Origin of the sequence: Nocardia pseudovaccinii NBRC 100343, assembly GCF_001613225.1 — a bacterium.
GTDB lineage: Bacteria > Actinomycetota > Actinomycetes > Mycobacteriales > Mycobacteriaceae > Nocardia > Nocardia pseudovaccinii.
This window is the reverse complement of sequence record NZ_BDBY01000029.1, coordinates 26,784-51,110: the sequence shown is the minus strand read 5'-3', so window position 1 is coordinate 51,110 and position 24,327 is coordinate 26,784. Positions and strand designations below refer to the sequence as shown.

Here is a 24,327-nt window from a genome sequence, read left to right as displayed (position 1 = left end):
GGATCCAGCAGGCCGCGCCGAACGAGGAACGGCGGAGGCCGGGATACCGGGAGTGGCCGGGCCGATCGACGTCGGTGAGCTCGGTGGGGTGCTCGCCGAGCACGGCGTTGTGGTGGGACGTGCGGCGGCGGCGCAGATATCGGGTTCGGACCCTGCGGGTGGGCATGATGTCGTCGAGCTGTCGGTTCCGGAGTGGCTGTACCGGCAGTGCGAGGCGGAAGGCTGGGCGCCGGTCGGCGCACAGCGCTCGGTGTTGGCGCATGGCCGGTTCCGGGTGTCGGTGGGGTGGCCCGGTGTCGGGACCGACAGGGTGTCGCACGAGGATCTGGCTGGTCGGTCGTGGCGACCGACCGCGGGTGGGATGAAGGTCGCTCTGCTGGCCGACGTCTATGCCTGGATGCAGGAGACGCAGGACCGTGCGACAGCGGACCGGATCAAGGATCACCTGCTGCATCCGGCGCGTCCGCCGTTGCCCGCGGAAGTCATCGAGCGCGAGATCGACGAGGTGACCGAGATCCTGCGCGCGCGGATACCGAGGGAAGAGCTCGGCGATCCGTTGCTCCGGCGCGGGATCCGGCTGGCGGCCGAGGGACTGTTCGCCAACCGGACGCTGTACGGCCACCCCGACGTCGGTCGCGTCAACCAGATCCACGACGAGGCCTTCGAACTGCGTGAGTTCGGGGTGGCGGCGCTGTATCACAACGGCATGGACGTGGCCGAGGACCTGCGCCACATCGTGGATAACGGTGTGCTGAAGGGCGTCGGCCTGCGCGAGATCATTTGGGCGATGGCCGCCGACGCCTGGAGCGACCTCGTCTACGGTGGCGGGCGGCGCAGCGACAACCCTGAGGGCTACGACGAGTTGCGCTCCGCGGAGTTGCTCCATGACCGCGCCCTGTCGCACGGGTTCGACCCGAGCGCCGCGCGGATCCTGGCATTCGCGGTGAACGGCACAGGATTCGACGAGCGGACCGGAACCCAGATGATCGCGTCCGCTGCGGCCGTGGGGGAGATGCGGCAGCGCTGGGGGGAGCTGACCGACGGTGAATTCGACGTCGCAATGCGGGTTGCCCGGTGGGTCGCCGCCGCGGACCTGCAGGGTTTGTCGGAGCCCGACGCGGTGGTGCGGAGCATCGAACTGGCCCTCGAAGACCTGATGTCACGGCGCTTCGACCCGGCACGCGTTTTCGGGCGAGTCCTGTCCGAATGGGGTGCACGGGTCAGCGACATCGGCGAGGCGCTGCGGCTCGCGGACAGGTTCGGACGTCTGACACCGGAAGACGACCATGTCACCGTACGTCAGGCCCTCGTCAACCGCCTGCGTGGCAGTGCCACCTTCGTTCATCCCGACACGGGATACCGGCCGCCGGACGGGTGGTTGCTGGCCAACCGGGACATGCGCCGCGACCACTCCGCGAAGCTCGGGGAGATCGCCGACCGGTTGGCATACGACCCTGGTTATACGGCGCTGGACGCCTATCGCGACGCCCGCTCGCACGCGGCCGAAATGCGGGAGGGGTACAGCGGGTTCCGCTGGCAGCTGGTCGTCCGGCCCGGCGCTGACGCCTCGGACCCCGACACCCTCGCCGACACGGTCGCGGCTCGACTGCCCGAATCTGATCCTTTGGGAATGTCCCTGGACGTCATCGAGGCGATACTGCGGGTCGCGGACATCGCTCGCACCCGGGCAGGGGATGCCCCCGTAATCGTCGTGACCTCGTCGCAGGACGCCGAAGGCCGACCGCGATTGGTCGCACAGCTGGACTACACCCGCCCGGACCCCGCCGATCCCGCTGCGGGTGTGACGGCTGAGCAACTGCGCCGAGACCTGTCCGACGTGGATTGCCGCATCGACGTCGAGACCGCCGATCCGTTGCCTCAGGGCCAGGTCTGGCATCGTCTCCGGCTCGACTTCACCAGGCCTGCCAACGGATCCAGTCCCGAGGATTTGATCGGCAGCAGGCCGTCGGATGGTCCGCCCGACGGCGCTCGCCGCGGCGATCCGATAGCCGAGTACAACGCTGGCGTCCAGCATGCCGTCCGGCGGTACGACAACGACTACGGCTTGACGCCCCTGGTCGACGACGACGGCCGGCCGCTCCCGCCGGAGGGCGTGCTCGCCTCTGTCGACAAAGACGGCATCCTCCGCCTGCAGGTGCGGGCGAGTGAACGCACACCCCGGGGGTTCGCGATGGTCGCACAGATGGAAGCCGAGATCGGTCATCTGGTCACCGGGATCCAGGATTTCTGGACCGACACCTACGACGGCCTGACCACCAACATCGACAAGTTCAACACCTTGCTCCGCGAGAATCCGGATCTGTCGCCGGAGGCGGCGGCCGGTCGCACGTTCACGGGGCGGATGGCGGCCCGCCGCGGATTCACCGACATCCGTTGTGATCTCCTCCAGGGCGTCCGGGGCCACTATCACAACGTCGTCGTGACGTTCACTCGACCCGAAACCGCAAACAGCGCCATCGCTGCCGGGCGCGACCCGGCCGATGGGGTCTCGGACGCTACTGCCCCGACCCGGCAGGCGCCGGACCACGTACCGGAACCCCAACTGCCGCCCCCGGGGTACGTGGCCGGAGTGATCGCAGGGCTGAGCACCGGCGACCCGGGAAATATCGGACCGTCCGGGCGCATCGGCAGCCGTCCACCGGAGGATGTCGACCAAGCCGCTGATGACGGCCACTCGGCATCGGAAGCCGGTACTCGTCGGACATCAATGCCCTGGTCGCGGTCACCTCGGCAGCACCAGCGCATATCGCCGAACGAGATACCGTTCGTCCGCACGGGGGATTTCGCCGACGATCGGGTGGCAGGGCCTATTGGCTCTCCCCAGCAGCTTCTGCTCACCGAGGAGCACGCCGTCGCCCTGTCGGTGGCACTGACCGAGCGCGATCAGGCAGCCGACCGGATCACCGATCAGGTGCGCGAGTTGGGGCACGCTCTCGCCTCATTGATCAGTGAATCGGGCGCGGTGGACCTGGTGTCGCTCACCGGTATCGCCGATGAGCTGAAGACATTTTTGGACCAGCAACTGAACGCATACGCCGAAACTCCACAGGGACGGCGCGATCGTATGTTCGCGACCCTCCGTGACGTCACCGCGCGGTCGCGTCTCGATGACAGCGATATACGAGTGCTTGCCGAGTTGGTCCCGATCGAGCACAGTGGGATCTCCGCGTTGATTCCCTGGGCGAAGGATCGTCACGCCCAGGCACTGCATGCGGCGGCCCGAGACAAACTTGCAGAGCTCCAGACCGATGAACCTACGACGGGGCAAGTGGACAAGCTTGTCCGTGCCCTGAACGACAGCGTTCGGGAACAGATCGACGGCTTGAAGCGGACCTTGTTGCACGGAGATGGCTCCACACGGACCGTGCAGGAATTACTTGGCGGCATCGCTACGCTGCGCTCTGCCGTCTCGACCGCGCGTGAACACATCACATCGCAATGGCGCACCCTGTCGGATGATCAACTGCGGCCATTGCTCACAGCACTCGCTCGCGGTGAAAGTACTCGCGACGACGTCATCGACAAGATCACTCGAGTCGGTGAGCCTTTGCACATCTCCCACCGCGTCAACCAGGCATTGGTGATATCCGAAAAGTCCTTCGAGCGCATCTATGCCGAAACATCACTGCGCGGGTTCGTGATGCGGGAGCGGGACGCTCGGCATATTGCCGGATTCGACGACGTGACCTCCCGCATATGCAGCATGATGGGTCTGCCCGAGACCAGCCACGCGGTGGCGGACAGGGTGGCGGACGCGGCAGCTCGACGCCGTTCCGACTTCGCTCGGTTCGTCGACCCCGCCGACACGCTGTATCTGCACTTCACACCAAACATCCGTGCCATCGCCACCGATGGAATGATCCGCTCGGCCGCGCATGAGGAAATCATCAATACCACCGGCGCCCATTCCTCCGGAGTGCATTTCATCAAATCCGGCGACTTGACGGGCACCGAGGATTTCAACATGTACGTCGGATATGCGGGATTGTCGCACTCCCTCGGTGATCGGTCGCGTTTGCCGGATCCGCTCGGTGCCATAGTTGTCATGCCCTTGGGTGCGATCATCGAGACAACACCTTTGCGCAACGAAGTCAAGACAACCGACGAGCAAGAGAGTCATCTGTCGTGCGACGCGACATTTCGTCCGCCGGATGAGGAGAACATTTACAGCTACTCGCTGGACAACGCCTACATAATTCCTTGCTATAGCGGTCGGCAAGTGTCTTCGGAGGAACGCATCGTTGCCGACCCGGTAACGGGTGAACGAATTAATGTGCCGGTTGCCGAGCCCGTCCGTGACGCCTTTCGCCGAACCGGATACAAAGAGGCATGGATCGAACGACACATCGTCGATCTACCGGCGAGATTAGCGACCGACCCCGAAACACGCGTGCTGAATTACGACCACAATCGGGAGCTGATCCGGCAAGCCCAAGACGAGATCAGGCGTCGAATGGCCGAGGACGGCGTGTACAACGGCCGGTATTGCGTCCCATTGGTCAGTCAGCATGAGCGGCAGTTCGAGCTCATGGATTTTCACGGTACTACGCGGCTCGGCTTCTTCTCGGCGTCTTCGCAAGCGGTCGAGCACTTGGTCCTGATCGACCGGTACTCGCCGGTCAGTGATGCGGACGGGTCCGAACAATCGATACCCTTACCCGACATATCTCACAACGCCGAGCCCGAGCAGGGGTCGCCGGGTCGGCTGGGCGATGGTTCACCCGTCACTCCACCCGAAAACCGTCGCGGTGTGACAGAAGAACACGGTATGGCGACTCGCGCAGATACCGAGGAAGACCGGCCAGGCGACGGGAACCGCCCTCGCGGGTTCATCGGCAGCCGTCCCCGGGAGCAGTCCGATCCGTCGTTGGACGCCGCGCGGGGCGCGTGGCTCAAGGCGTTGCGGCTCGAACAGGGGCTGAAGCAGAAGGACGTTGCGCAAGCGGCGGGCCTGACCAATGCCGCACTGTCCAATATCGAGAACGGGCGACGGACGGCGCTCGGCACTTTTCAGCAGGTTTGCCGTGTGCTGGGAGTCGGGGGCGAGGCGCTGGCCGAGGCTACTCGGCGGTTCTATCCGGATGTCGAGCTCGAAACCGATGCGGCCGTGCATGATTCGCCGGGTGGCTGGGTTGCCGCGCACCGCAACAACCAAGGCATGACCAAGGCGGACCTCGCACGCGCGGTCGGGGTGACGCCGACGCGGATCGGGGAAATCGAGAACGGGGATCGCCCGCCGCCGAACCTCTTCTTCCGGATTGCTCGAGCATTAGGCGTTGGACCGCAGGCACTGGCGGAGGCTACGCGTAGCCTCTATCCGGATCTCGTGCTCGATCTCGATCCGTCCGCGCACGATCCGGCGTCACCCGGAAACTGGATATCGGCACTGCGCCATGACCGGGATACGACCCAGGCCGAGCTGGCTCGCACGGCGGGCACGTCGGCGGGATACGTCGCTGGAATCGAGGGCGGAGACTACACACCGGGCTCGATCATCTTCCGGCGGATTTGCCGGGCACTGGAAGTCGCGCCGGAGCTTCTCAGCACGGCCACACACCATTTTTATCCGGATCTCGAACTCGGTCTCGATCCGGACACGCACAGTCCCGCGTCACCCGGCAGCTGGATCGTGGCTCTGCGTCACGACCGGGATATGACCAGAATCGAGCTCGCGAAAGCAGTCGGGCCCGGGTGGGGTCATCTCGCCCATATCGAGACCGGAAATTATGTGCCGAGATTCGCGGTTTTCCGGCGAATCTGCGAGGTGTTGGGGATTGACGACGAACTGCTGCAGATCGCAACCCGGCACTTCTATCCGCACATCGATCTCGACCTCGAGCCGACCGCAAACGACCTCGGCAAGTGGATCACCGCGCTGCGTCACGACCGGGACATGAGCCGCGCCGAACTCGCCCGTGTGACCGGTCTGTCCACGAAGTACTTGGCACAGGTCGAGACCGAGAATCGACGCCCGCGGTTCGGTACGTTCCGGCGAATCTGCCGGGTGCTGGGAGTTTCGGGTGGGATGCTGATCGAGGCGGTGCGTGACTTCTACTCGGATATCACCGCCGATATCGATCCCGCTTCACACGAATTGCTGGGGCGCTGGATCAAGGCGCTACGCCACGACGAAGGCATGTCCGCGGCCGATCTCGCGCGCCAAGCTCGGATGCCTCCTCGCACCGTATCCAGTATCGAGAACAATGAGTATCTTCCGCGTTTGATGAAATTGCGGCAACTGTGTCGGGCGCTGGGAATCCGTGGCGAGTTGTTGTTGGAGATTGTCGAGCGATTCTATGCGGATCGGTACGAGCGCTCCGGCTATCGAGACGAAGAAGAGCTGTTCAAGCGGTATGTCCTGACTCGGGTGGGTTCACCCGAAGAACAAGAGATCCGGGACGAGATCTTCGAAAGGTTTGCGTGGGTCCCGAATGCCGTGGCGCGCCGCGAACGTCCGGATATCCGTGACGACGCGGTACAGGCCGCTTCGATCGGAATGCTGAGCGCGATCCACAGCCATGTTCCTTCCGCGTCGTTCGCGGCTCATGCTTGGGCCAGCTGCCGCGGGGCAATATTGCGGTACCGCCTCGCGCTCCGATTCCCCGATCTCGACAACCGCACACGGAAGATCGTGAGCACAGTAGAAGCGCAGATCGGCAGGATGGTTTCCGCCGGTGCAGCGGTCGAGGACACCGAGATCGCGCGGGAAACGGGATTGAAGGTGGTCGATGTCGCGCTGGCTCGGGAAATCCTTGCCCACCCAACCCTGTCGCTGAATGCACCGATCAACGGCAAAGACGGGTCCCGGCAGCGCGACACCGCCGATCCGGCTCCCGCCGGGTTCTCCGACACCGACTTCACACTGACAGTGCGCGCCGCACTAGCTGACATGGCCGACCCTGCCATTGCGGAGCAGCTGGTCATGCTGCACCTGGTCGAGGGTATGTCCTTGGCGCGCACCGCCGAGCGGCTGGGATTGCAGGCCGCTGCCGCGACTGACATTCTCGCCGATACGATCGCCCGATTGCGCGCTGCGTTCGATCATCGTGAACCCGCCGACGCCACCGCAAACGAGCAGAACCGGCCGACGCCGTGGAGCAAGGCGAGGTCGGAGCCGGATCAGCCGCCGATTCCATCGGCGTCGCACTCCGATTCGGCGCCAGAGGAGGGCACAACCAAGCCGGGCGGATTCATCGGGAGCAGACCACCCGAACCGGGGGCGTCTTCACGCAAGACGCCGTCGCAGACGACGCCATGGTCAAGGCTCTCGGACAGTGCTGCACATGCTGGTGTCGGCGGCGGAGGAGAAGCGGCCGAGACGGCCCCGCAGCCGTCGCGGGTCGAGGAGTTCGCCGCTGATCCGCCCGGCGGGTCGGCGTCACCGGCAGCGTGGCCGACCCCGGACGGCACCCAGCCGTTCCGGCGGTGGTTGCGGGCTGCTCGCCTGGCTCGCGGATTGACTCAGGCCCGATTGGCCGCTCGCATGGGCGTGCCGAATTCGGCGAAATATATCGGTTCGCTGGAGCGTGGTGTGACGATCACGCGGGATATGGCGGTACGGCTGCTGGCGGGTCTGGGGGCTCCCGACGAGGTGGCCGAGGCAGTTATCCGGGAGTACTTCCCGGACGAAGACGGCGAGTTACCCGATCCCCGGTCCGACCGGCTGCGTCATCCCAAGGACTGGGTCATCGCCGCTCGCACGAGTAAGGGACTGTCACGCGCAGAGCTGGCCGCGCGCGCGGGTGTCAGCCTGAGCGGTTTGAGTCAGAAAGAGCGCGCGGAGAACCCCCGGGGTGAATTCGGCATCAGCCCGGATTACGCGCTGCGCCTACTCGCCGGACTGGATGCCCCGGCTGATATCGCCGCGGCGTTCATGAGTCGCTTCTATCCCGGCTGGGAAGCCGAAGTGTCGGCCGACGAGCGACCGAGCACCGGGCCTGGCGGATTCATCGGCACCCGGCCCGAGGATGACACGCAGGCGGAGCCGGGGCGTGCCGGAGCGGACACCTCCGCCGATCTCATCGGGCCGGTCGACGCGCATGCCGGGCTGCCCACCTACATTCCGCCCGATGCCGAGATGCGCAGGCGGGCCGATCGGGTGTTACGTGCGCACTGGGGAGCCGGGGCCAGCCCGGACGATCTGGTGTACCGGTGGCGGCGATCTACCGCGAAACGGCCATTGCCCGCCGTTCAGGAATGTGCCGAGCACGCGGCCCGGAACGTGCGCCGGATGCGGAATCTGAATGTGGACGAGCTGCGAGCGCTGGCGCGGGTGTGGCCCGAATTCGTCGGCAAGGCAGGCGGATTCCCGAGCGGTGTGCGCGACCAGGCCAATCGCTGGGCTTTCGCGAAAACGCGGGCCGCACTCGAGATCGCGACAGCGACGACCAAGCTGAGCGGCCGGGAGCGGGCGCTGCGGGAGTATCTACTGAATGTCGAGGACCTGTTGATCCGGGCGGGCCAACGGGCCGCGACGGTCGTGACACCTGGAGTGCCGGTGCCGACCGTGCTGCTCGAGCGTTTCGATGCCGACGACCCGGGTACCGGCTCGATCATGATTTCGTTCGGCAGCGGAAATCCCGTCGCGGAGGCGTGGCACGTGGACGGCACCGACCGCGATCTGCGCCGCTTCGATCAGCGAATGCAGTTGGCGTGCAACCATTATGAGGTCGCGGTGCGGGAGAACCCGGAGCGCCCGGTCAGGGTGGTGGTGTGGTCCGGGACCGACGGTCACCGCCTAGCTGGCGACATGGCGGTGCTGTCTGCTGATGTGGACACCGGCTCATCGCCGCATCCGGCGGTACGGCCGGAACGCCAGCTGATTGTCCACGGCAACGGCGGCCGACCCGCAAAGAAGGCTCTGGCGCATGAGTGGGCCGCCCGCACCCTCGACACGGTGGTGGTCTGTGGCGAACCGAATCTGAGGACGATGAGCGATGCACTTGCGGGCATCGCATCGTCCTGCGACATGTACTACGGAGTCGTATCCCGGGCGAGCGCCCCCGGAAAGGCAAAGGATTCGCCAGGCGTGCAATACGCGTGCCGGTTTCCTACCGGCGATGCGGGACGTACGAATGCGGTGCTGAAGGATATGCGCGATAAGGCGCAGAGATACGAGAAGGAGCCGTTCGAGGCGGGCAAGCCGATCGATGACGAATTCCTTCTGTATATCGACGATCGCACCAAGGCGCCGTCGGAGGCGCTGGAAAATATCGGCCACATCCTGGCCGGTTGTCCGGATCGGGTTACCCGCCATGACCCCGCGCAGGACGGAAGGGTCCGCTTCGCCGAATGCATCGAACGCGCGGTCGATGAGCAGTCCGAGTCCGTCTATTCCGGCATCCTGCCGCGTGACCCGCACAGTGGCACGCCCACATTGAGCGAGGCCAGCGGCGCCGCCGCCCTCGCCCGGAGCGCGATCGAGAAGCGCGGTGGCCTCGGCGCGGGGCCCGAAGTCCTGCTGCATCGAGGTTTACCGGACGACTTCACGAGGGCCGGTCGGCTCGCTGCCGACAACAAGCGGTGGTGGAATTCGCTGCACCGCGACCAGCAGCGCGCGATCGTGGCGTACTGCCCTGAGATCGTGGGCAACGCCCCCGGACTTCCGACCGAGGTAGCGAATTACGCGAACGATTATTGGCGATATGCCACCGCCTCCGCCATCCATGCGAAGGGCAGCAAGAACGCCAGTCGGACCGAGCGCCAGGTTTTCCGAAACCTGTACGCCGTCGGCGAGGCACTCACCCGCTCGGTCACTGTGCACCGCGACATCCCGGCGCCGGTCGTCGCGACGGTGGCGTTGGATCCGCAGGCGTTCGGAGGCAACGGATCCGGCACGTTCGTCATCGGCAACTGCCGGCTCGAGGACGCCGACCACGTGATCTGGTACGTGGACGGCGTCAATACGAGGTTGCAGTCGGCGCCTGCCCGCCTGGCGAGTGCGCGGAATCTGTACGAGGAGTTGGTGCGGGCCGATCGTTCTACCAAGGTCGCCGTGGTGTGCTGGATCGGCTACGAAGCGCCCGCCAACAACAAGGAAGCATGGGCCTCCAGGCCGGGATTGGCAGAGGCCGGCGGCAGGCTGTTCGCACGCGACGTGCTGGCGTTGCGTGCGGTGACCGGCGCGAGGTTCTCGAAGCTCGGTTACAGCTATGGGACCCCGGTCGTTGCCGAAGGCGGCGTCGGCGGCCGGTTGGACGGTGTCTTCGAACACGGTGTGGTCATGGGCTCGCCCGGGCGCGGTCTCCGGTTCGACAGTGCCATGGACGCCAGCTGTCGCCGCTCCTGGGTGCTGGCCCAGTCCGACGACCCCGTCACCGGTTTCGGCGGGGATGCGCCCGATGCGCGTGGCCGCGTGCTCGGTGACGGGCCATTCGGGCTGGGGACCGATCCGGCCACCGACACCGATGCGACGCGAGTACATGCCGAACGCGGTTTCCCATATTCGCTGGCTCCCTTCGACGGGCATGGCGAGTATCTGCAGTATTCGCTGGTCGGCGCCGCACAGCCCACGGAGTCGTTGCGGCACGCGGCATGGTGCCTCGCCGGGCGGGGTAATGAGGTGCCCACGGAGCAGCACCGGCCTACTGTCGACAATCCAGGCGTGATGCACCGCATCCGCGCGAGTGTGGTCGACGCGGCCGGTGATCGCCGTGCGCCGCAATTGGACGCGGCGCTCGCGGCACCGGGCGATCACCGGTCCCGTCGCGACCTGCCGGGACCTGCCGCGGGAGTGACGACCGAAGGGGTCGGCAGCCTGTGGTCGGGGCCGGTCGAGGCTGCCGGAGCGGCAGTGGGTTCGACCGATGTAGCACGGGTGGGGCCGAGGCTCGCAGTGCAACTCGGGAAAGGCGGGCACACGGATGCCGGGCAGGCGTGTGCCGACGCCCTGATGATCGGGGTGAATGCGATCATCGTGGAGGTGGGCCAGGCTGCCGGGGATGTGGCTGCCCTCGACGTGATCTGCCGGTCGGCAGCCTTCAAGGATGTGGCACTGTCGGTGGAGGTGCTCGCGGGGCCTACCTGGTCCGAGTCGAAGGTCCGGGCGAAGGTGGCGCAGATCGCGGCAACGCTGGAGCGGAACGGCATCCGAGGAGAGCTGCACGCGTTCGACCTTCGGGTATTGACGGCAGCCGCGGAGCTGGCACCGGACCGGCAGCGCGTGGCAATGGTCAACACGCTGACCGTAGTCGCCAAGGGCATGCGTGGCGCCGCCGGATGGATGGCCAGCGCCCTGCGGCCGGAGGCCGAGAAGATCGATTCCATCATCGACGATGCGCGCCGCGCGGGGGCTGACGGTGTCGCGATCCCTTACGCCCTGCTGTCCGAGGATTTCGCGCGGCAGACCGCCGAGGCCGGAATGCGCCTCGCGGTCTGGGGCGCAACCGGTTCCAACCGGATACGCGAAATGCTGAGGAGGGGCGTAGGCGAGATATGGACGGGAAAGAAGACGAAAGATCTCGCACTCCTGCGCGCGGAGGTCGCCGAAAGCGGATCCCGGATACCCGAGGCGTTCGCACCGTCGAAACGATCGGGCGGTCCACCGAGGGCCACGCCGTGGTCCGGGTCCCGGTTCGATGACGGGTCCGGATCCAAATCGGGCGGATAACGGCTGCCTGGTCCCGGCGCGGAATCCGGCCGCTTCGAGTTTCCGCACGGTCGGTGGGTGCACCCGTGACACCGGGCGCGCCGAGTCGCGCGGCTCAGGCGTCGAGCACTCGGGTCTGCCGGTCGACGACAGGTGGTTCGGTGGACCAGGGGAAGTTGATCCAGCGGTCGGTGCGGCGCCAGACGTATTCGCAATCGACCTCGGAATGCGGTTTCTGGTAGACGACCGCGCAGCGCACCTCGGCGACATGGTCGATGCAGAAGTCGCGCACGAGTTTGAGGGTGGCGCCGGTATCGGCCACATCGTCGGCGATCAGGACTGTCGAACCGGCCAGATCGACCGCCTGCGGGACCGGCGGCAGCATGACGGGTAGGTCGAGGCGCTGATCGATACCGGTGTAGAACTCGACATTCATCACGTGCAGGTTCTTCACGTCCAGCGCGTAACCGAGCGCCCCCGCGACGAATAGGCCGCCGCGTGCGATCGAGAGAATCAGATCCGGTTCGAACCCGTCCTTGGCGATTTCGGTGGCGAGCTCGCGGCTCGCCGTCCCGAACAGCTCCCAGGTCAGCACTTCCCGATCCGCCATGGATCCTCCATCTCCCTCGATACCGCTGGGCATAGAGCATACGACCAGCTACGCGGCGGCGTTCCCCGTTATCTGTCCGGGAATTAGGCTGGATCGGGTGCGGATCTATCTGGCCGGTGCGACCGGCGTTGTCGGAACCCGGTTGTTGCCCTTGCTGATCGAGGCCGGACACGAGGTTGCGGGGATGACCCGGTCCGCGACCAAGGTCGACCAGGTGCGGTCCGCCGGTGCGGAACCGGTGGTCTGCGATGTGTACGACCTCGACGCGCTGACCGCGGCGGCCGCCGCCTTCCGGCCCGATCTGGTGATGCATCAGCTCACCGATCTCCCCGACGACGCCGCGCTGCTCCCGGAACTCGCCGGTGCGAATGCGCGCATCCGTTCCGAGGGCACTCGCAATCTGATCGCCGCCGCGCAGGCTGCGGGCGCGAAACGCTTTGTCGCCCAGAGCATTGCGTGGGAGCCGCCAGCCGGGCGCGGTGCCGTCATCCAGGAACACGAGGCCGCGGTGCTCGATATCGGCGGCGTGGTCGTGAAGTACGGCCAATTCTACGGTCCGGGTACGTACTACGAATCCGAGCTGCCCGATCATCCGCGCGTGCACGTGGATGATGCTGCCGCGCGGACGGTTTCGCTGGTCGATGCGCCGAGCGGTGTGGTGGTTGTCGCGGATCCCGCCTGAGCCTCGGCGCGATGGACGCTGGCGGCCTCGGGTCGTGGCCGTGCCGGTCGGTTTGGAATACGGTGGCAGGGGCGATCGCCCGGATCAGCTCACATCCACCGAAGGAGACCCGTTTGCGCAACACGCTGCTCGTCGCATCCGTACTCGGTGCCGCACTGGTGGCGATGCTGCCCACTGGCGCGGCCGGTGCGCAGCCACCGGGCGATGGTCCGCTGAAGGTGCAGGCGACCACGGGCACAGATCAACTACCGGTGACCGGTGTCGGAGTCGGCATTACGACGTGCGCCGCCGGTCCGGTACTGGCCACCCTGACGACCGGGGGCGATGGAACCGTGGCGCAGACGTTCCCGAACGGCTGCTACCAGGCGCAGGTCACCTCCGTTCCGTCCGGCTGCGAGCTGGCGAGCATCGCCTATGTTCAGGTCGACGTGGCACCCGGCACGACACCGGTGGCGGGCTTCCAATTCCGCTGCGCATGACTCGGTTTCGACTCGAGGCGGGGTCGCACCAGGCCCCGGTGTCGACGCGGATGGTTCTGATGCGGATCGCCGAACGTACGGCTAGGAATGCACGCTGTCCAACGCGCGGCGCGCATAGGCGCGCACATCCGCATCGCCGTCATCGATCGCCAGCTTCAGTGCATCGTGCGCCGCCCCGCTGTGCGGCCAGGTGGACAGCGACAATACCGCTGCTTTGCGCACATCGAGGTGTGGATCGTGCAGAGCTTCGGAAAGCGGGGTGACGCCGAATTCGGGGTCCGCGCCCGCGAGACCCCGCGCGGCACCCACTCGCACCTGCCAGGCAGAGTGTGCGAGCGCGCCGACAAGGAGCACCGTGTCATCTTGCGCGACACCGAGATTCGCGAAGGAAGCCAGCGCGGCGGCACGCACGAGCGGATCCGGATCCTCGGCAAGAGAGCGCGCCGTTTCGGTGCCATGCCCGCCGATCGCCGACAACCCGTGCGCGACGGCAATGCGCACCTCGCGGTTCTCATCGGTCGCCGCCGACGAGACGGCCTGCCAGTCGTCGAGCGATACCAGAGCCCGCACCGCCTCGATGCGCACCCGATGGTCCGAATCAGCCAGCGCTGCAACGAATTGCGCCGCTGTTCCGGCCCGCAGCGCACGCAGCAGATCCACGACGGTCGCCCGGACGACCGGGTCGGGGGAGTGCAGTCGATCGGCGAGGCCGGTCGAATCGGGAAGCACCTCCACGAGTTCGCGCAAACTCGCGGCGGCCGCCGCACGAACGGATGCCGCGTCATCGTCGAGCGCGCCGATCAATACCGATGTGAATCCCTCGGGGGTGTTCTCGGTCAGCACCGACAGTGCCGCCACTCGAACACCGGCATCGGCATCGGACAGATAGGTCGAAAGATCCTGCACCGTAGGCGAATCCAGGGCCAGCAGGCTGACCAATCGTGGCGACGGTGGTGTCGTCGATGTGCGGACGGTGCGCGGCGCGTCGGCCGGTGCGCGCCCAGCGACGAGTTCCGGTTGCGCGACCGGGACCACAGTGGGGTCGGTCGACGGCAGGTCATCCAGACCGGGCACCGGTACCAGATACGGCGCGACCGGCCGCTTCAGGAATTCCATCGCGCCATCGGAGTTCTTGCGCAGGTTCAGGTGATAGCGCCACTCGTCGTCGTCGCGCTGCGGCAGATCGGCGCGTTCGTGATAGAGCCCCCACCGTGATTCGGTGCGGGTCAGTGAACTGCGCGCCGCCATTTCGGCGCAGTCGCGGATGAAGGAGACCTCGACCGCGCGCATGAGCTCATGTGGTGTGCGGGCGCCGATTTCGACGATTTCGCCGCGCATCCGCTCGAAGGTCTCGACCGCGATCGACAGTTTCGCGGCCGTCTTCGGCGGCGCCACATAGTCGTTCACGAATCGGCGCAGCTTGTACTCGACCTGCGGCTGCGGCGGGCCGTCCGGCTGCCGCAGCGGCCGGTAGATCAGTTCGTGTGCCTCGGTCAGTTGGTCTTGCGGAAGTTCAACGGGCGCAGCGACTTCGGGCAGTGTCGATGCGGCGTGACCTCCCGCCAGATCACCGAAGACGAAAGCGCCGATCATGTAGTTGTGCGGCACGCACGCGAGATCACCGGCGGCGTAGAGTCCGGGCACGGTTGTGCGGGCGTGTTCGTCGACCCATACGCCGGATGCGGAATGCCCACCGCACAAGCCGATTTCGGAGATATGCATCTCGATATCGTGGGTGCGATAGTCATGGCCGCGATTGGCGTGGAAGGTGCCACGGGTCGGGCGTTCGGTGGTGTGCAGGATTCCTTCGAGCGTCGTGAGGGTCTCGTCGGGCAGATGTGACACTTTGAGATAGATGGGCCCGCGCGCGGATTCGATCTCGCGCTTGACCTCCGACATCATCTGCCCGGACCAGTAATCGGAGTCGACGAAGCGTTCGCCCTTGGCGTTCACCTGGTACCCGCCGAACGGATTGGCCACATAGGCGCAGGCCGGACCGTTGTAATCCTTGATGAGCGGATTGATCTGGAAGCACTCGATACCACTGAGCTCCGCGCCCGCGTGATAGGCCATCGAATACCCGTCGCCCGCATTGGTGGGATTCTCGTAAGTGCCATACAGATAACCTGATGCGGGCAGCCCCAAGCGGCCGGACGGACCGGTCGCCAGGATCACCGCCTTGGCAGCCACCGCCACGAATTCGCCGGTGCGCGTATTCAATGCGGCGGCACCCACCGCGCGGCCCGCATCGGTGAGTACCCGCACCGGCATGAGCCGGTTCTCGATGCGGATCTTCTCGCGCATCTTGCGTTGGCGCAGTACGCGATACAGCGCCTTCTTGACGTCCTTGCCCTCGGGCATGGGCAGCACATACGACCCGGACCGGTGCACCCGGCGTACCGCGTACTCGCCGTACTCGTCCTTCTCGAACTTCACGCCGTAGCGTTCGAGTCGCTGCACCATTGCGAAGCCGCGGGTGGCGGTTTGATAGACGGTGCGCTGGTTGACGATTCCGTCATTGGCCCTGGTGATTTCGGCGACATAGTCCTCGGGCTCGGCCTTGCCGGGAATCACCGCATTGTTGACCCCGTCCATACCCATGGCCAAGGCGCCGGAGTGCCGCACATGCGCCTTCTCCAGCAGCAGCACATCGGCGCCTGCCTCGGCGGCGGTCAGTGCGGCCATGGTCCCCGCGGTGCCGCCGCCGATGACGAGCACATCGCAGTCGAGCCGGATCCGATCGGATAGCTCGGGAATATTCACAACTTCTCCAGGATTTCGGCCTTCACCGACCGGCGATCCGCCGGTGTGCGGGGCTCGGGCACATCGACCAGGGTGTGCAGCGCGCCGCCGCCCAGTACCGCGATGCGGTCGCCGAGCAGCAGCGCCTCGTCCAGGTCATGGGTGACGAATACGACGGTGGTGGGGTGCGCGCGCCAGGTGTCGATCAGCAAGCGCTGCATGGTTGTCCGGGTCTGGGTGTCGAGTGCGCCGAATGGTTCGTCCATCAGCACCACGCGCGGCGATCCGGCGAGACTGCGCGCCAACTGGACTCGCTGCCGCATGCCGCCGGACAGATCGCGCGGCAGATAATCGGCGTAGCCGGTGAGTCCGACCTCCTCCACCCAATGCCGGGCGCTCGCCTTGCGTTCGGCCCGCGACACTTTGCGCAATTGCAGTGCGAGCTCGATGTTCTGGCGTACGGTGCGCCACGGCAGCAGCGCGTCGTCCTGGAAGACCAGGGCGCGGTCGGCGGATGGTCCGGTCACCGCAATGCCGTCGGCGCGGATCACGCCGTGGTCCGGCTTGCGCAGTCCGGCGATCGCCCGTAGCAGCGTCGACTTGCCGCAGCCGGATTTGCCGACCACGACCAGGATTTCGCCGGGCGTGATGGCCAGATCGAGGTTCTCGAGCACCGTTTTGCCGCCATAGGCGATGCGAATTCCGTCCAGGCTCAACCGCATTCCGGTTGTGGTCGGGGTGGCGGGTGCGGTTGTCGTGGTCATTCGGCGACCTCCCTCGGCAGCCAGCGAGTGATCCGGCGTCCGGCCAATTCCACGATTCCGGAGGTGCCGAAGCCGAGGATGCCGATGGTGATCATGCCGACGAATACCGCCGGGTAATCGACGATGGTGTAGGCCTGCCAGGTCCGGTAGCCGATGCCGAGCCGCCCGGAGATCATCTCGGCCGAGATCAGGCAGATCCATGCCACACCCATGCCGACCGACAGACCGCTGAACACGCCGGGCAGGATGCCTGGAAATACCACTCGCACAAGGACATCGGCGCGCGATGCGCCCAGGGTGCGCAGCGCGTCCTCCCAGATGGTCGGCAGCGCGCGTACCGCGTGCCGGGTGCTGACCAGCACCGGGAACAGCGATGCCATGAAGGTGATGAAGACGATGCCCGATTCGTCGCTCGGGAACAGCAGGATCGCCACCGGCACCAGCGCGATGGCCGGAATCGGCCGCGCCAACTCGGTGAGCGGTCCGAGCACCGCGGCGAAGAGCCCGGAGCGGCCGAGACCGATACCCGCGACCACCCCGGCCACGGCCGCGAGCCCGAATCCGGTGAGAATACGGATCAGCGATTGCGCGACATCGACATAGAACTGGTCCGACTGGAGCTGCTTGCCGAATTCACCGATGATCTCGGTGACCGTCGGAAGCGTGTCGAAGCGCAACCACCACCGCACATTATTGGCGGTGAGCAGCTGCCACAGTCCGATCGCGGTCGCGACCGACGCCACCTGGAGCAGCCGGGTGCGCCATGCGGAACTCCCACGTACTTCGGCGGTTTCATTGCCGTCGGCCGCGATCGGGCCGACCGGGGGCGCGGTGAGCTCGCCCGTCGCTGCGCCATCCCGCAACAACGAAGCGCTCTGTGATGCTGTCATGGTCGGACTTCCGTGACGGCCTGGTCGTAGGAGATCGCGGCGGCACCCGGGTGCGCCTGCCGATAGCGCTGCGCGGCCGCGGGTGTCGTGAACGGCAGGAAGCTGTCGCCGTCGCGCAACCACACCGCCTTATCGGCGAACCAGCGCGTACCGAGTTCGGCATCGGGCACATATGCGGCGCGGATCACCTTGCCCTGCGCCTTGGCCGCCTGAACAGCGCGCAACAGGCAGGTCGGATCGGCGGCGGGCTGCGGTCGATCCGTGCCGTCGAGCCACAGCTCACCGGCCTGTGCGGCATTGCTCACGGGACGCGCGCAGACCGGGTCGGTGCCGGTGACACGGCTGGGGTTGACGGTGGCCGCCACCGCTTGGTCGTAGTCGCCTGCGCCGTTGTCGGCGAAGGCCTTGCGCAGCGGCGCTGGATCGACGAACTTATCGATATCGAGTTCGGCGAAGTCGCCGATCGACTTCAGGTATTGCACATCGCCTTTGAACGCGTCGATCAGTCCGGGCTTGAGTGTGGTATCGAAAGACGTTCCGCCGGGCCCGTTGTAGAGGTACACGACCTCCTGCGGCAATCCGGAACCGTCGGCGACGATCTTGGCGGCTTCGAAGGGCTTCTCGTTCAGGAACTTCGTGGCATCGAGCTGGGCCGCGAGGAAGGCCTGCAGCACCTCGGGATGATCGGCGGTATAGGAGCGTCGCGCGACCACGCCGTGGAAGGTGGGCACACCCAATTCCGCACCGTCGTAGAGCAATTTCGCCTTGTTCTGGAAGACCAGCAGTCCGGGCCAGGCCACGAACTGCGCGAGTGCGCCGACCTGATGCGATTCCAATGCGGTCGCCCCGACCTGCGGCTGCTGGTTGAGCACCTCGACGCCCTTGGCCGGATCGACACCCGCCCGCGAGAGCGCCTGCACCAGGGTGCCGTGCCCGGCCGAGCCGACGCTGGCCGAAATCTTCTGCCCGGTCAGGTCACCGATCCCGGTCACCGTCGAATCCTGGGGCACCACAACCATATTGAGCGCCCCCTTGGGGTTGTAGCCGGTCACCGATACCAGCGCCGTCTTCGCGCGCTCGTTGGACTGGGTGCGAGATCCGTTGATCAGCAACGGATAGTCGCCCATCGACCCGATATCGATCTTCTCGGCGAGCATCTGCGCGGTGATCGGCGCGCCGGTGTCGTAGTCCTGCCACTCCACCTGGTACTTGGCGCCGCCGCTGTCGGTGATCTTCTGTAGCCGCTGCTCCAGATAGCCCTGGGCGCGCAGCAGGGTGCCCGCGGTGACGGTATTGATGGTCTTGGACTGGTAGCCGACGACGACCTTGACAGTGCCTTCGGGTGTGTTGTCCGAACTCTGCAGGGAGCAGCCCGCCGCGGCGAGTGCGACGGCGAGGAGCAGGGGAGCGAGGCGTTTCTTCATGGGACTTCCGGATCGTTCAGCGCAACAGAAAGGGCATATTGACAGTGACGGCGCCCGTGGGACACCGGGCGGCACAGGGGCCGCAGTACCAGCACTCGTCGACGTGCATGAAGGCCTTGCCGTTTTCCGGATTGATGGCCAGCGAGTCGAGCGGGCAGATTTCCACGCACAGCGTGCAACCCTGGATGCATAGTGATTCGTCGATGGTCACCGGAATATCGGTGCGTTGGTTCGCAAGTGCCATCAGATGACCTTCCATTCGGATGTGCTGCGGATCAGGCTGCCGCGCATGGTGATTCGGTCCCCGCGCATCCGGATGTACTCCAGATCCACCGGTCGGCCGTCATCGAGGCGGGTCAGCCGTTCGAGCATCAGCAGCGCCGCGCCCTCGGGTGCTTCCAAGGTGGCGGCGGTGTGCGCGTCGGCGGTGATCGCTTCCAGCGCGAGGTCGGCCGAGCCGAGCGGTCCGCCGCTGATCTGTTCGATGAGTACGAAGATGTCGTTGGTCTCGAGATCGTGGCCGAGGACCTCGGTGCCGATATCGGGTGCGAGATAGGTCAGATCCAGGCTCAACGGTAGGTCGGCGAGATAGCGCAGTCGTTCGATATAGACCACGCGCTCACCGGGATTCAGCCCGAGCTTGCGTGCGACGGCGGGTGGAGCGGTGATATGCATTGCCGCGCGGACCTCGTTGCGCACCGTGCCGTGGCCCTTGAGGGTTTCCTGCAGCCCGAGCAGCGCATCGAGCCCGTGATCGTATTTGCGCCGGGCGACCCGGGTGCCCACCTTCGGCACCCGATCGATCAGCCCTTCGTCCTTGAGCAGCGCGAGTGCGTCGCGCACGGTATTGCGCGACGCGTCGTATTCCGCGACCAATTCCTGCTCGCTCGGCAGCACGTCGTCGAACGCGCCCGCATGTATCTGATGGCGAAGCACGTCGGCTATCCGGCGCGCCTGGTCGGCCCGCAACCGTCGCACGGGCGTCGCCTCGGCTCCCACCTCCGCCACCTTTCTCTCGCTGACCTGCATGGACAGCGACGATAGTTGCCGCGGAGACGCTCGAATGCCCGCAAGCGAGCGCCAGAAATCAGCGGATGTTATTGCGCCGCCTGCTACCGGCTCTGACCTGGGCGGATGAGTCACGGAGTGGCCATTGCGCCACCCTGTTCACGGCCGATCAGTTTCGATCACACAGATTCGAATGCCGGGCGGGTGGGGGTTCGGAACAATGTCGCACTCCGCCGGGCCCGCAAGACCAGGTTCCGCGCGGTGATCCGGCCACGACGGTTGCGCTGACCGAGCGAGCCAACGCCGCCGTGAGCTGGGGGATTATCCGGAAGCCGATCCAGGGCGGCATCACTCCGGCGGGGGAGGCGAAATCCCCACTGGGGGTGATGTTCTGGCGGGCACGCATCCCTAGCATGACGGGCGTGGCTGTTGTCGCCGGTGTTGGTCGCGCTCTGCTGGTCGCAGGGGTGTGTGCGTTGTTGGTGTCGATCGGGGTGGGTTCGGTATCGGCGGATTCGGCTTCCTCCGGGTCGGATATTTCGGTCGCGCAGTCGCTCGGTGATCGAGAGCTCACGATCATCTTGCGCCGGGTGACCAGCGTGCCGGGGCCGTTGCGGGTGGATGTGGTCACCCATTCCGGTACCGCGCCCGGGCAACTCACGCTCGCGGCGGCGCCGACAGGGGTGTCGACTACGCCGATGCGGCCCGGACCGGGCGCGCCCACCGCCGAGGCGGTTGTCGAACTCGGCGGCACTGCGGGGATGTACTCGGCGACCGTCCGAATGGACCGTGCCGGGCCATGGGAACTGGCGGTCGGCGACGGTACGCGGGTGGCGCGGATTCCGTTCATCGTGCCCGCGCAGGTGACCTCGCCGCCCGAGCGCCTGGTCTACGGCGGTTTCTTGGTGGCGGGCGTACTTTTGCCCGTCGCGGTGGTGATCGCGATGCGTGCTCGACGCAGCGCATGGGCGCTGGTTCCGGCCGCCGGGATGGTGGCCGGGGTGGCGGTCTCGGTGACCGCCGCACTACTTTCGGCATCGTTGCCGCTGCCGCCGCAACCCGGTGGTCAGCTCGATCCCACGCTCGACAATGTCACCGATCCCTATGCGGTGCATCAGCCGTTGATTTCGGACTTTTCGCGGCCGCCGGTACTGCTCACGGTCGCGGGTGGGCCCGTGAACGCCGGTCAGCCAGGCGATCTCGACCTCGTTCTGATCGATGCCGCCACCGGTGCACCCGTCGACGATCTGGTCGTGCACGACAGTGCGCTCATGCATTTGCTGATCGTGGGCCCGACCGGCCGCCTGTCGCATCTGCATCCGATCCGGATCGGGCCCGGCCGGTTTCAGGTCCATCTTGCCGCGCCCGAGGCCGGGCGGTATGCGCTGTCCGCGGAGTTGGCGCGGCGCGGTGGTGGTGTGCAAATGGTACGCGTGCCAACCGGTTTCACGGTCACCGGTGCTGCCGCAGCGGAATCTTCCAGCACCACAGTGCATCTCGGGGGTACGGATAAGGCCGCGTCGACTGTCATCGACGGTAACCCGGTCACCGTCAGGACGACTACTCCGGTAGCAGGGGCACCGACCACCATCACCGCCGAATTCGGCGATGCCGCCGATCTGCAACCGTGGCTCGGCATGGTCGGCCACCTGATCATGGCGGGCCCACTGCCGAGCGACCCGGATATCGCGGCGGCCGTGCAGAACTCACCCGTCTGGGGTCACGGCCATTCGATGGGTGTGACGTCGATGCAGGGGATGTCCGGTATGCCGGGGATGGATATGCCCGGCATGGATATGACCGAGCCCGCCGCGAGCCGCGGCACCATGCTCATGCCACCCGCCAACGGCGAAAGCGCGCCCGACGAGACGGTCGCCGCATACGGACCCGACGTGCCGTTCACCTACACCTTCCCGCTCGCGGGCCGATATCGCCTCTGGATCCAGGTCGAACGGCGCTACACCGTGCTCACGGTGCCGGTCGTTCTCGATGTCGCGGCGGGAGCGCGGCCATGAGCGCTACACGGAAAAGCATTCTCCTTACCGGGGGAGCGCTGATCGTCGTTGCCGCCCTCGCCTGGTTCGTCTGGCCGCGCCCATCCGGTCCCCTCGTACTGCGAACCGGCACCGCGCAGCACCTGGTAACGGTCTCCATCGACAGCCTCCGAATCGGCACCACCGCTATCGATATCACCGTCACCGATCGCATGGGCGCAACGAAAGACCATGCCGCAGTGCGTATTCAGGCCAATCAGCCGCTCATGGGCCACGCGGGACAGCCCATCACGGCGACGGCCACCGGAGCGGGCCACTTCCATGCCGCATCGGTACCACTGATGATGACCGGACAGTGGGAACTCCGACTATCGATCGACGAACACGACAGCCTCGACGAACTCGCGGTGCCGATCTGGGTCGGCGGTTGAAAACATGCACAGATCAGGAGGAATGATCACCATGACCACGACAGCGCCGGTCGAGGCCGACACCGGACCCGAGATCTCCGATGACACTATCGCGGCCCGCGTCGGCGCCTGGGGCGTATTGCTCGGCACCGCAGTGACATTGGTCGGACTGAGCTGGGATATCCAGTGGCACAACGAAGTCGGTCCGGACACCTTCTTCACCCTGCCGCATCTGTTCCTGTACTCCGGCAGCGCGATCTCCGGATTCGCCAGCCTGGCCATGGTTCTCATCGCGACCTCCGCCCAACGGGCTGGCAGGCCCGTGCCTCGCCTCGGCGGCACCCCCATTCGTGTCTTCGGCAGCAACCTGACCGCACCGCTCGGCTATATGATCGCCGGAGCCGGTGCGGCGCTCTTCCTGCTCTACGGCCTGCTCGATCTGGAGTGGCATTCGATCTACGGCTTCGACGCGGTGCTCAATACCCCGTCGCATGTGGCGCTGTTCCTGTCCAACGCGCTCACCATGATCGGCAGCATCATTGTTTTCGCCGCCCACCGCGATCACCGCTGGGGCCGGATCGGCATCGCCGTCGCGATTCCGATCCTGATCACCTTCGCCCCGATTCCCACCAATGCGTTGAACAACCTGCATCTGCCCGTGGACCCGACCATTCTGGGTATCGTCGTGTTCGGGCCGATGCTGCTCATCCTCGGGGCCGCACTGTTGGCTCGTGCGGGCGCGGCCATTGCCATCGCGGTTTCGCTCGGTGCGATGCAGGCGTTCCTCTGGTGGTTCTCGCCCTGGGCCGCGGAAGTCTATGCGTCGGCGATCGGGCTGCCGTTGCGTGACGGTCTCACCGGACGGCCGCCGGACCTGCCCGTCATGATGCCGATGTTCCTGATTGTCGCGGCGATCGCGGTCGAGGGGTTGTTCTGGCTTTCCCGTACTCGTGGTCTCGATGCGCGCAAGATCGTGTTGGTGGCCGGTGCCGTAACCGGCGTGATCATCGGCGTGACGTTCCCGCTGCAATTGAACCTCGTCCGCGCCACGTCGCATATCGCCGTCGCCGATATCGTGACGATCGCGCTGCTCGGCATTCCGCTCGGCCTGTTCGCCGGATTCCTCGGCGGCCGGTTCACCACCATGCTGCCCGCAACGAAGGATGCGTGATGTCCGTACTCCGCAGGCTCGCCGTGACCGTGCTGGCCGTGATCACCCTGTCGCTCGTCGCCGTCGCCCCCGCCTCCGCCTATGCGCCGGTCGAAATCGTGCACACCGAGCGCGTCCAGGTGGGGCCGTACGGCGTGACCGTCGGCTTCTCCACTTGGCCCATCCGCGCGATGAAATCGCTGGACTTCACCTTCATGCCCGATGGCGGCATCGCCGACAAATCCGGGACGCTGCGCTTGACCGGACCAGCCATCAGGCCCGGTCGCCGCGCCACGCCCCTGGTCCGCCATCCCCGCAAACGCGACTCCTGGGGCTTGGATGTCAGGGCCTTCGACGCACCCGGCACCTACACCTTCACCTTCGCGATCGACGGCCCGCTCGGACACGGCGAAGGGACCCTCGGCGATGTCACCGTGCTCGACCAGCCCGGACCGCCGTTGCCGCTGAGCTGGACGATCGGCACGCTGCCGCTGATCGGCCTGCTGGTCTTCCTGGTGGTGGCGTGGCGCCGCACCCGCCCGGGGCGGCGACCACTGGTCGTCTGA

The 24,327-nt window shown here is 66.2% G+C and carries 14 protein-coding genes; 7 read left to right on the top strand and 7 right to left on the bottom strand.

Annotated features, from left to right (window positions below; all coding sequences use genetic code 11):
* Positions 1 to 52: 52 nt before the first annotated feature.
* Positions 53 to 11,629: a helix-turn-helix domain-containing protein gene (locus tag NP3_RS03560; protein WP_063037705.1), complete on the top strand. Its 11,577-nt coding sequence runs from the start codon at positions 53 to 55 to the stop codon at positions 11,627 to 11,629.
* A gap of 94 nt (positions 11,630 to 11,723) precedes the next feature.
* Here NP3_RS03560 and NP3_RS03555 read toward each other — a convergent pair whose 3' ends face one another.
* Positions 11,724 to 12,218 carry a phosphoribosyltransferase gene (locus NP3_RS03555; RefSeq protein ID WP_063037704.1) on the bottom strand — a complete coding sequence of 165 codons (495 nt, stop codon included), beginning with the start codon at positions 12,216 to 12,218 and terminating at the stop codon, positions 11,724 to 11,726.
* 97 nt (positions 12,219 to 12,315) lie between these two features.
* Between NP3_RS03555 and NP3_RS03550 the strand changes: the two genes are divergently transcribed.
* Both NP3_RS03550 and NP3_RS03545 read left to right on the top strand, forming a co-directional pair.
* A complete protein-coding gene (locus NP3_RS03550; RefSeq protein ID WP_063037703.1) occupies positions 12,316 to 12,900 on the top strand; it encodes an NAD(P)H-binding protein in 585 nt (194 codons plus the stop codon).
* A 113-nt stretch (positions 12,901 to 13,013) separates the two neighbouring features.
* Entirely contained in the window at positions 13,014 to 13,379 is a 366-nt protein-coding gene (locus NP3_RS03545; RefSeq protein ID WP_157124050.1) for a hypothetical protein, read from the top strand.
* An 81-nt stretch (positions 13,380 to 13,460) separates the two neighbouring features.
* Here NP3_RS03545 and NP3_RS03540 read toward each other — a convergent pair whose 3' ends face one another.
* Genes NP3_RS03540 through NP3_RS03515 form a run of 6 tightly spaced genes read right to left on the bottom strand, consistent with a single transcriptional unit; the run spans position 13,461 to position 20,228 of the window.
* A complete protein-coding gene (locus NP3_RS03540) occupies positions 13,461 to 16,142 on the bottom strand; it encodes a fumarate reductase/succinate dehydrogenase flavoprotein subunit (protein WP_063037701.1) in 2,682 nt (893 codons plus the stop codon).
* Positions 16,139 to 16,885 carry an ABC transporter ATP-binding protein gene (locus tag NP3_RS03535; RefSeq protein ID WP_063037700.1) on the bottom strand — a complete coding sequence of 249 codons (747 nt, stop codon included), beginning with the start codon at positions 16,883 to 16,885 and terminating at the stop codon, positions 16,139 to 16,141. Before NP3_RS03535 ends, NP3_RS03540 begins: the two co-directional genes overlap by 4 nt.
* Positions 16,882 to 17,775 carry an ABC transporter permease gene (locus NP3_RS03530; protein WP_084508101.1) on the bottom strand — a complete coding sequence of 298 codons (894 nt, stop codon included), beginning with the start codon at positions 17,773 to 17,775 and terminating at the stop codon, positions 16,882 to 16,884. The genes NP3_RS03535 and NP3_RS03530 overlap by 4 nt, the downstream gene beginning before the upstream one ends.
* A complete protein-coding gene (locus NP3_RS03525; protein WP_063037697.1) occupies positions 17,772 to 19,199 on the bottom strand; it encodes an ABC transporter substrate-binding protein in 1,428 nt (475 codons plus the stop codon). Before NP3_RS03525 ends, NP3_RS03530 begins: the two co-directional genes overlap by 4 nt.
* A gap of 16 nt (positions 19,200 to 19,215) precedes the next feature.
* Complete coding sequence (locus NP3_RS03520) at positions 19,216 to 19,443, bottom strand: 4Fe-4S dicluster domain-containing protein (protein WP_063037695.1); 228 nt, start codon at positions 19,441 to 19,443, stop codon at positions 19,216 to 19,218.
* Entirely contained in the window at positions 19,443 to 20,228 is a 786-nt protein-coding gene (locus NP3_RS03515) for a GntR family transcriptional regulator (RefSeq protein WP_062985440.1), read from the bottom strand. The genes NP3_RS03520 and NP3_RS03515 overlap by 1 nt, the downstream gene beginning before the upstream one ends.
* Before the next feature lie 401 nt (positions 20,229 to 20,629).
* On the opposite strand from NP3_RS03515, the gene NP3_RS03510 reads away from it, so the two are divergent.
* The 4 genes from NP3_RS03510 to NP3_RS03495 are packed head-to-tail and all read left to right on the top strand — an operon-like array spanning position 20,630 to position 24,327.
* Positions 20,630 to 22,222 carry a DUF8832 domain-containing protein gene (locus tag NP3_RS03510; protein ID WP_245720789.1) on the top strand — a complete coding sequence of 531 codons (1,593 nt, stop codon included), beginning with the start codon at positions 20,630 to 20,632 and terminating at the stop codon, positions 22,220 to 22,222.
* The gene (locus NP3_RS03505; protein ID WP_063037693.1) at positions 22,219 to 22,632 is read left to right on the top strand and encodes a FixH family protein; all 414 of its coding nucleotides are present in this window, start codon (positions 22,219 to 22,221) and stop codon (positions 22,630 to 22,632) included. The genes NP3_RS03510 and NP3_RS03505 overlap by 4 nt, the downstream gene beginning before the upstream one ends.
* Before the next feature lie 31 nt (positions 22,633 to 22,663).
* Positions 22,664 to 23,782: a hypothetical protein gene (locus NP3_RS03500; protein WP_174566165.1), complete on the top strand. Its 1,119-nt coding sequence runs from the start codon at positions 22,664 to 22,666 to the stop codon at positions 23,780 to 23,782.
* Positions 23,782 to 24,327, top strand: a complete 546-nt coding sequence (locus NP3_RS03495) for a hypothetical protein (protein ID WP_063037689.1) — start codon at positions 23,782 to 23,784, stop codon at positions 24,325 to 24,327. The genes NP3_RS03500 and NP3_RS03495 overlap by 1 nt, the downstream gene beginning before the upstream one ends.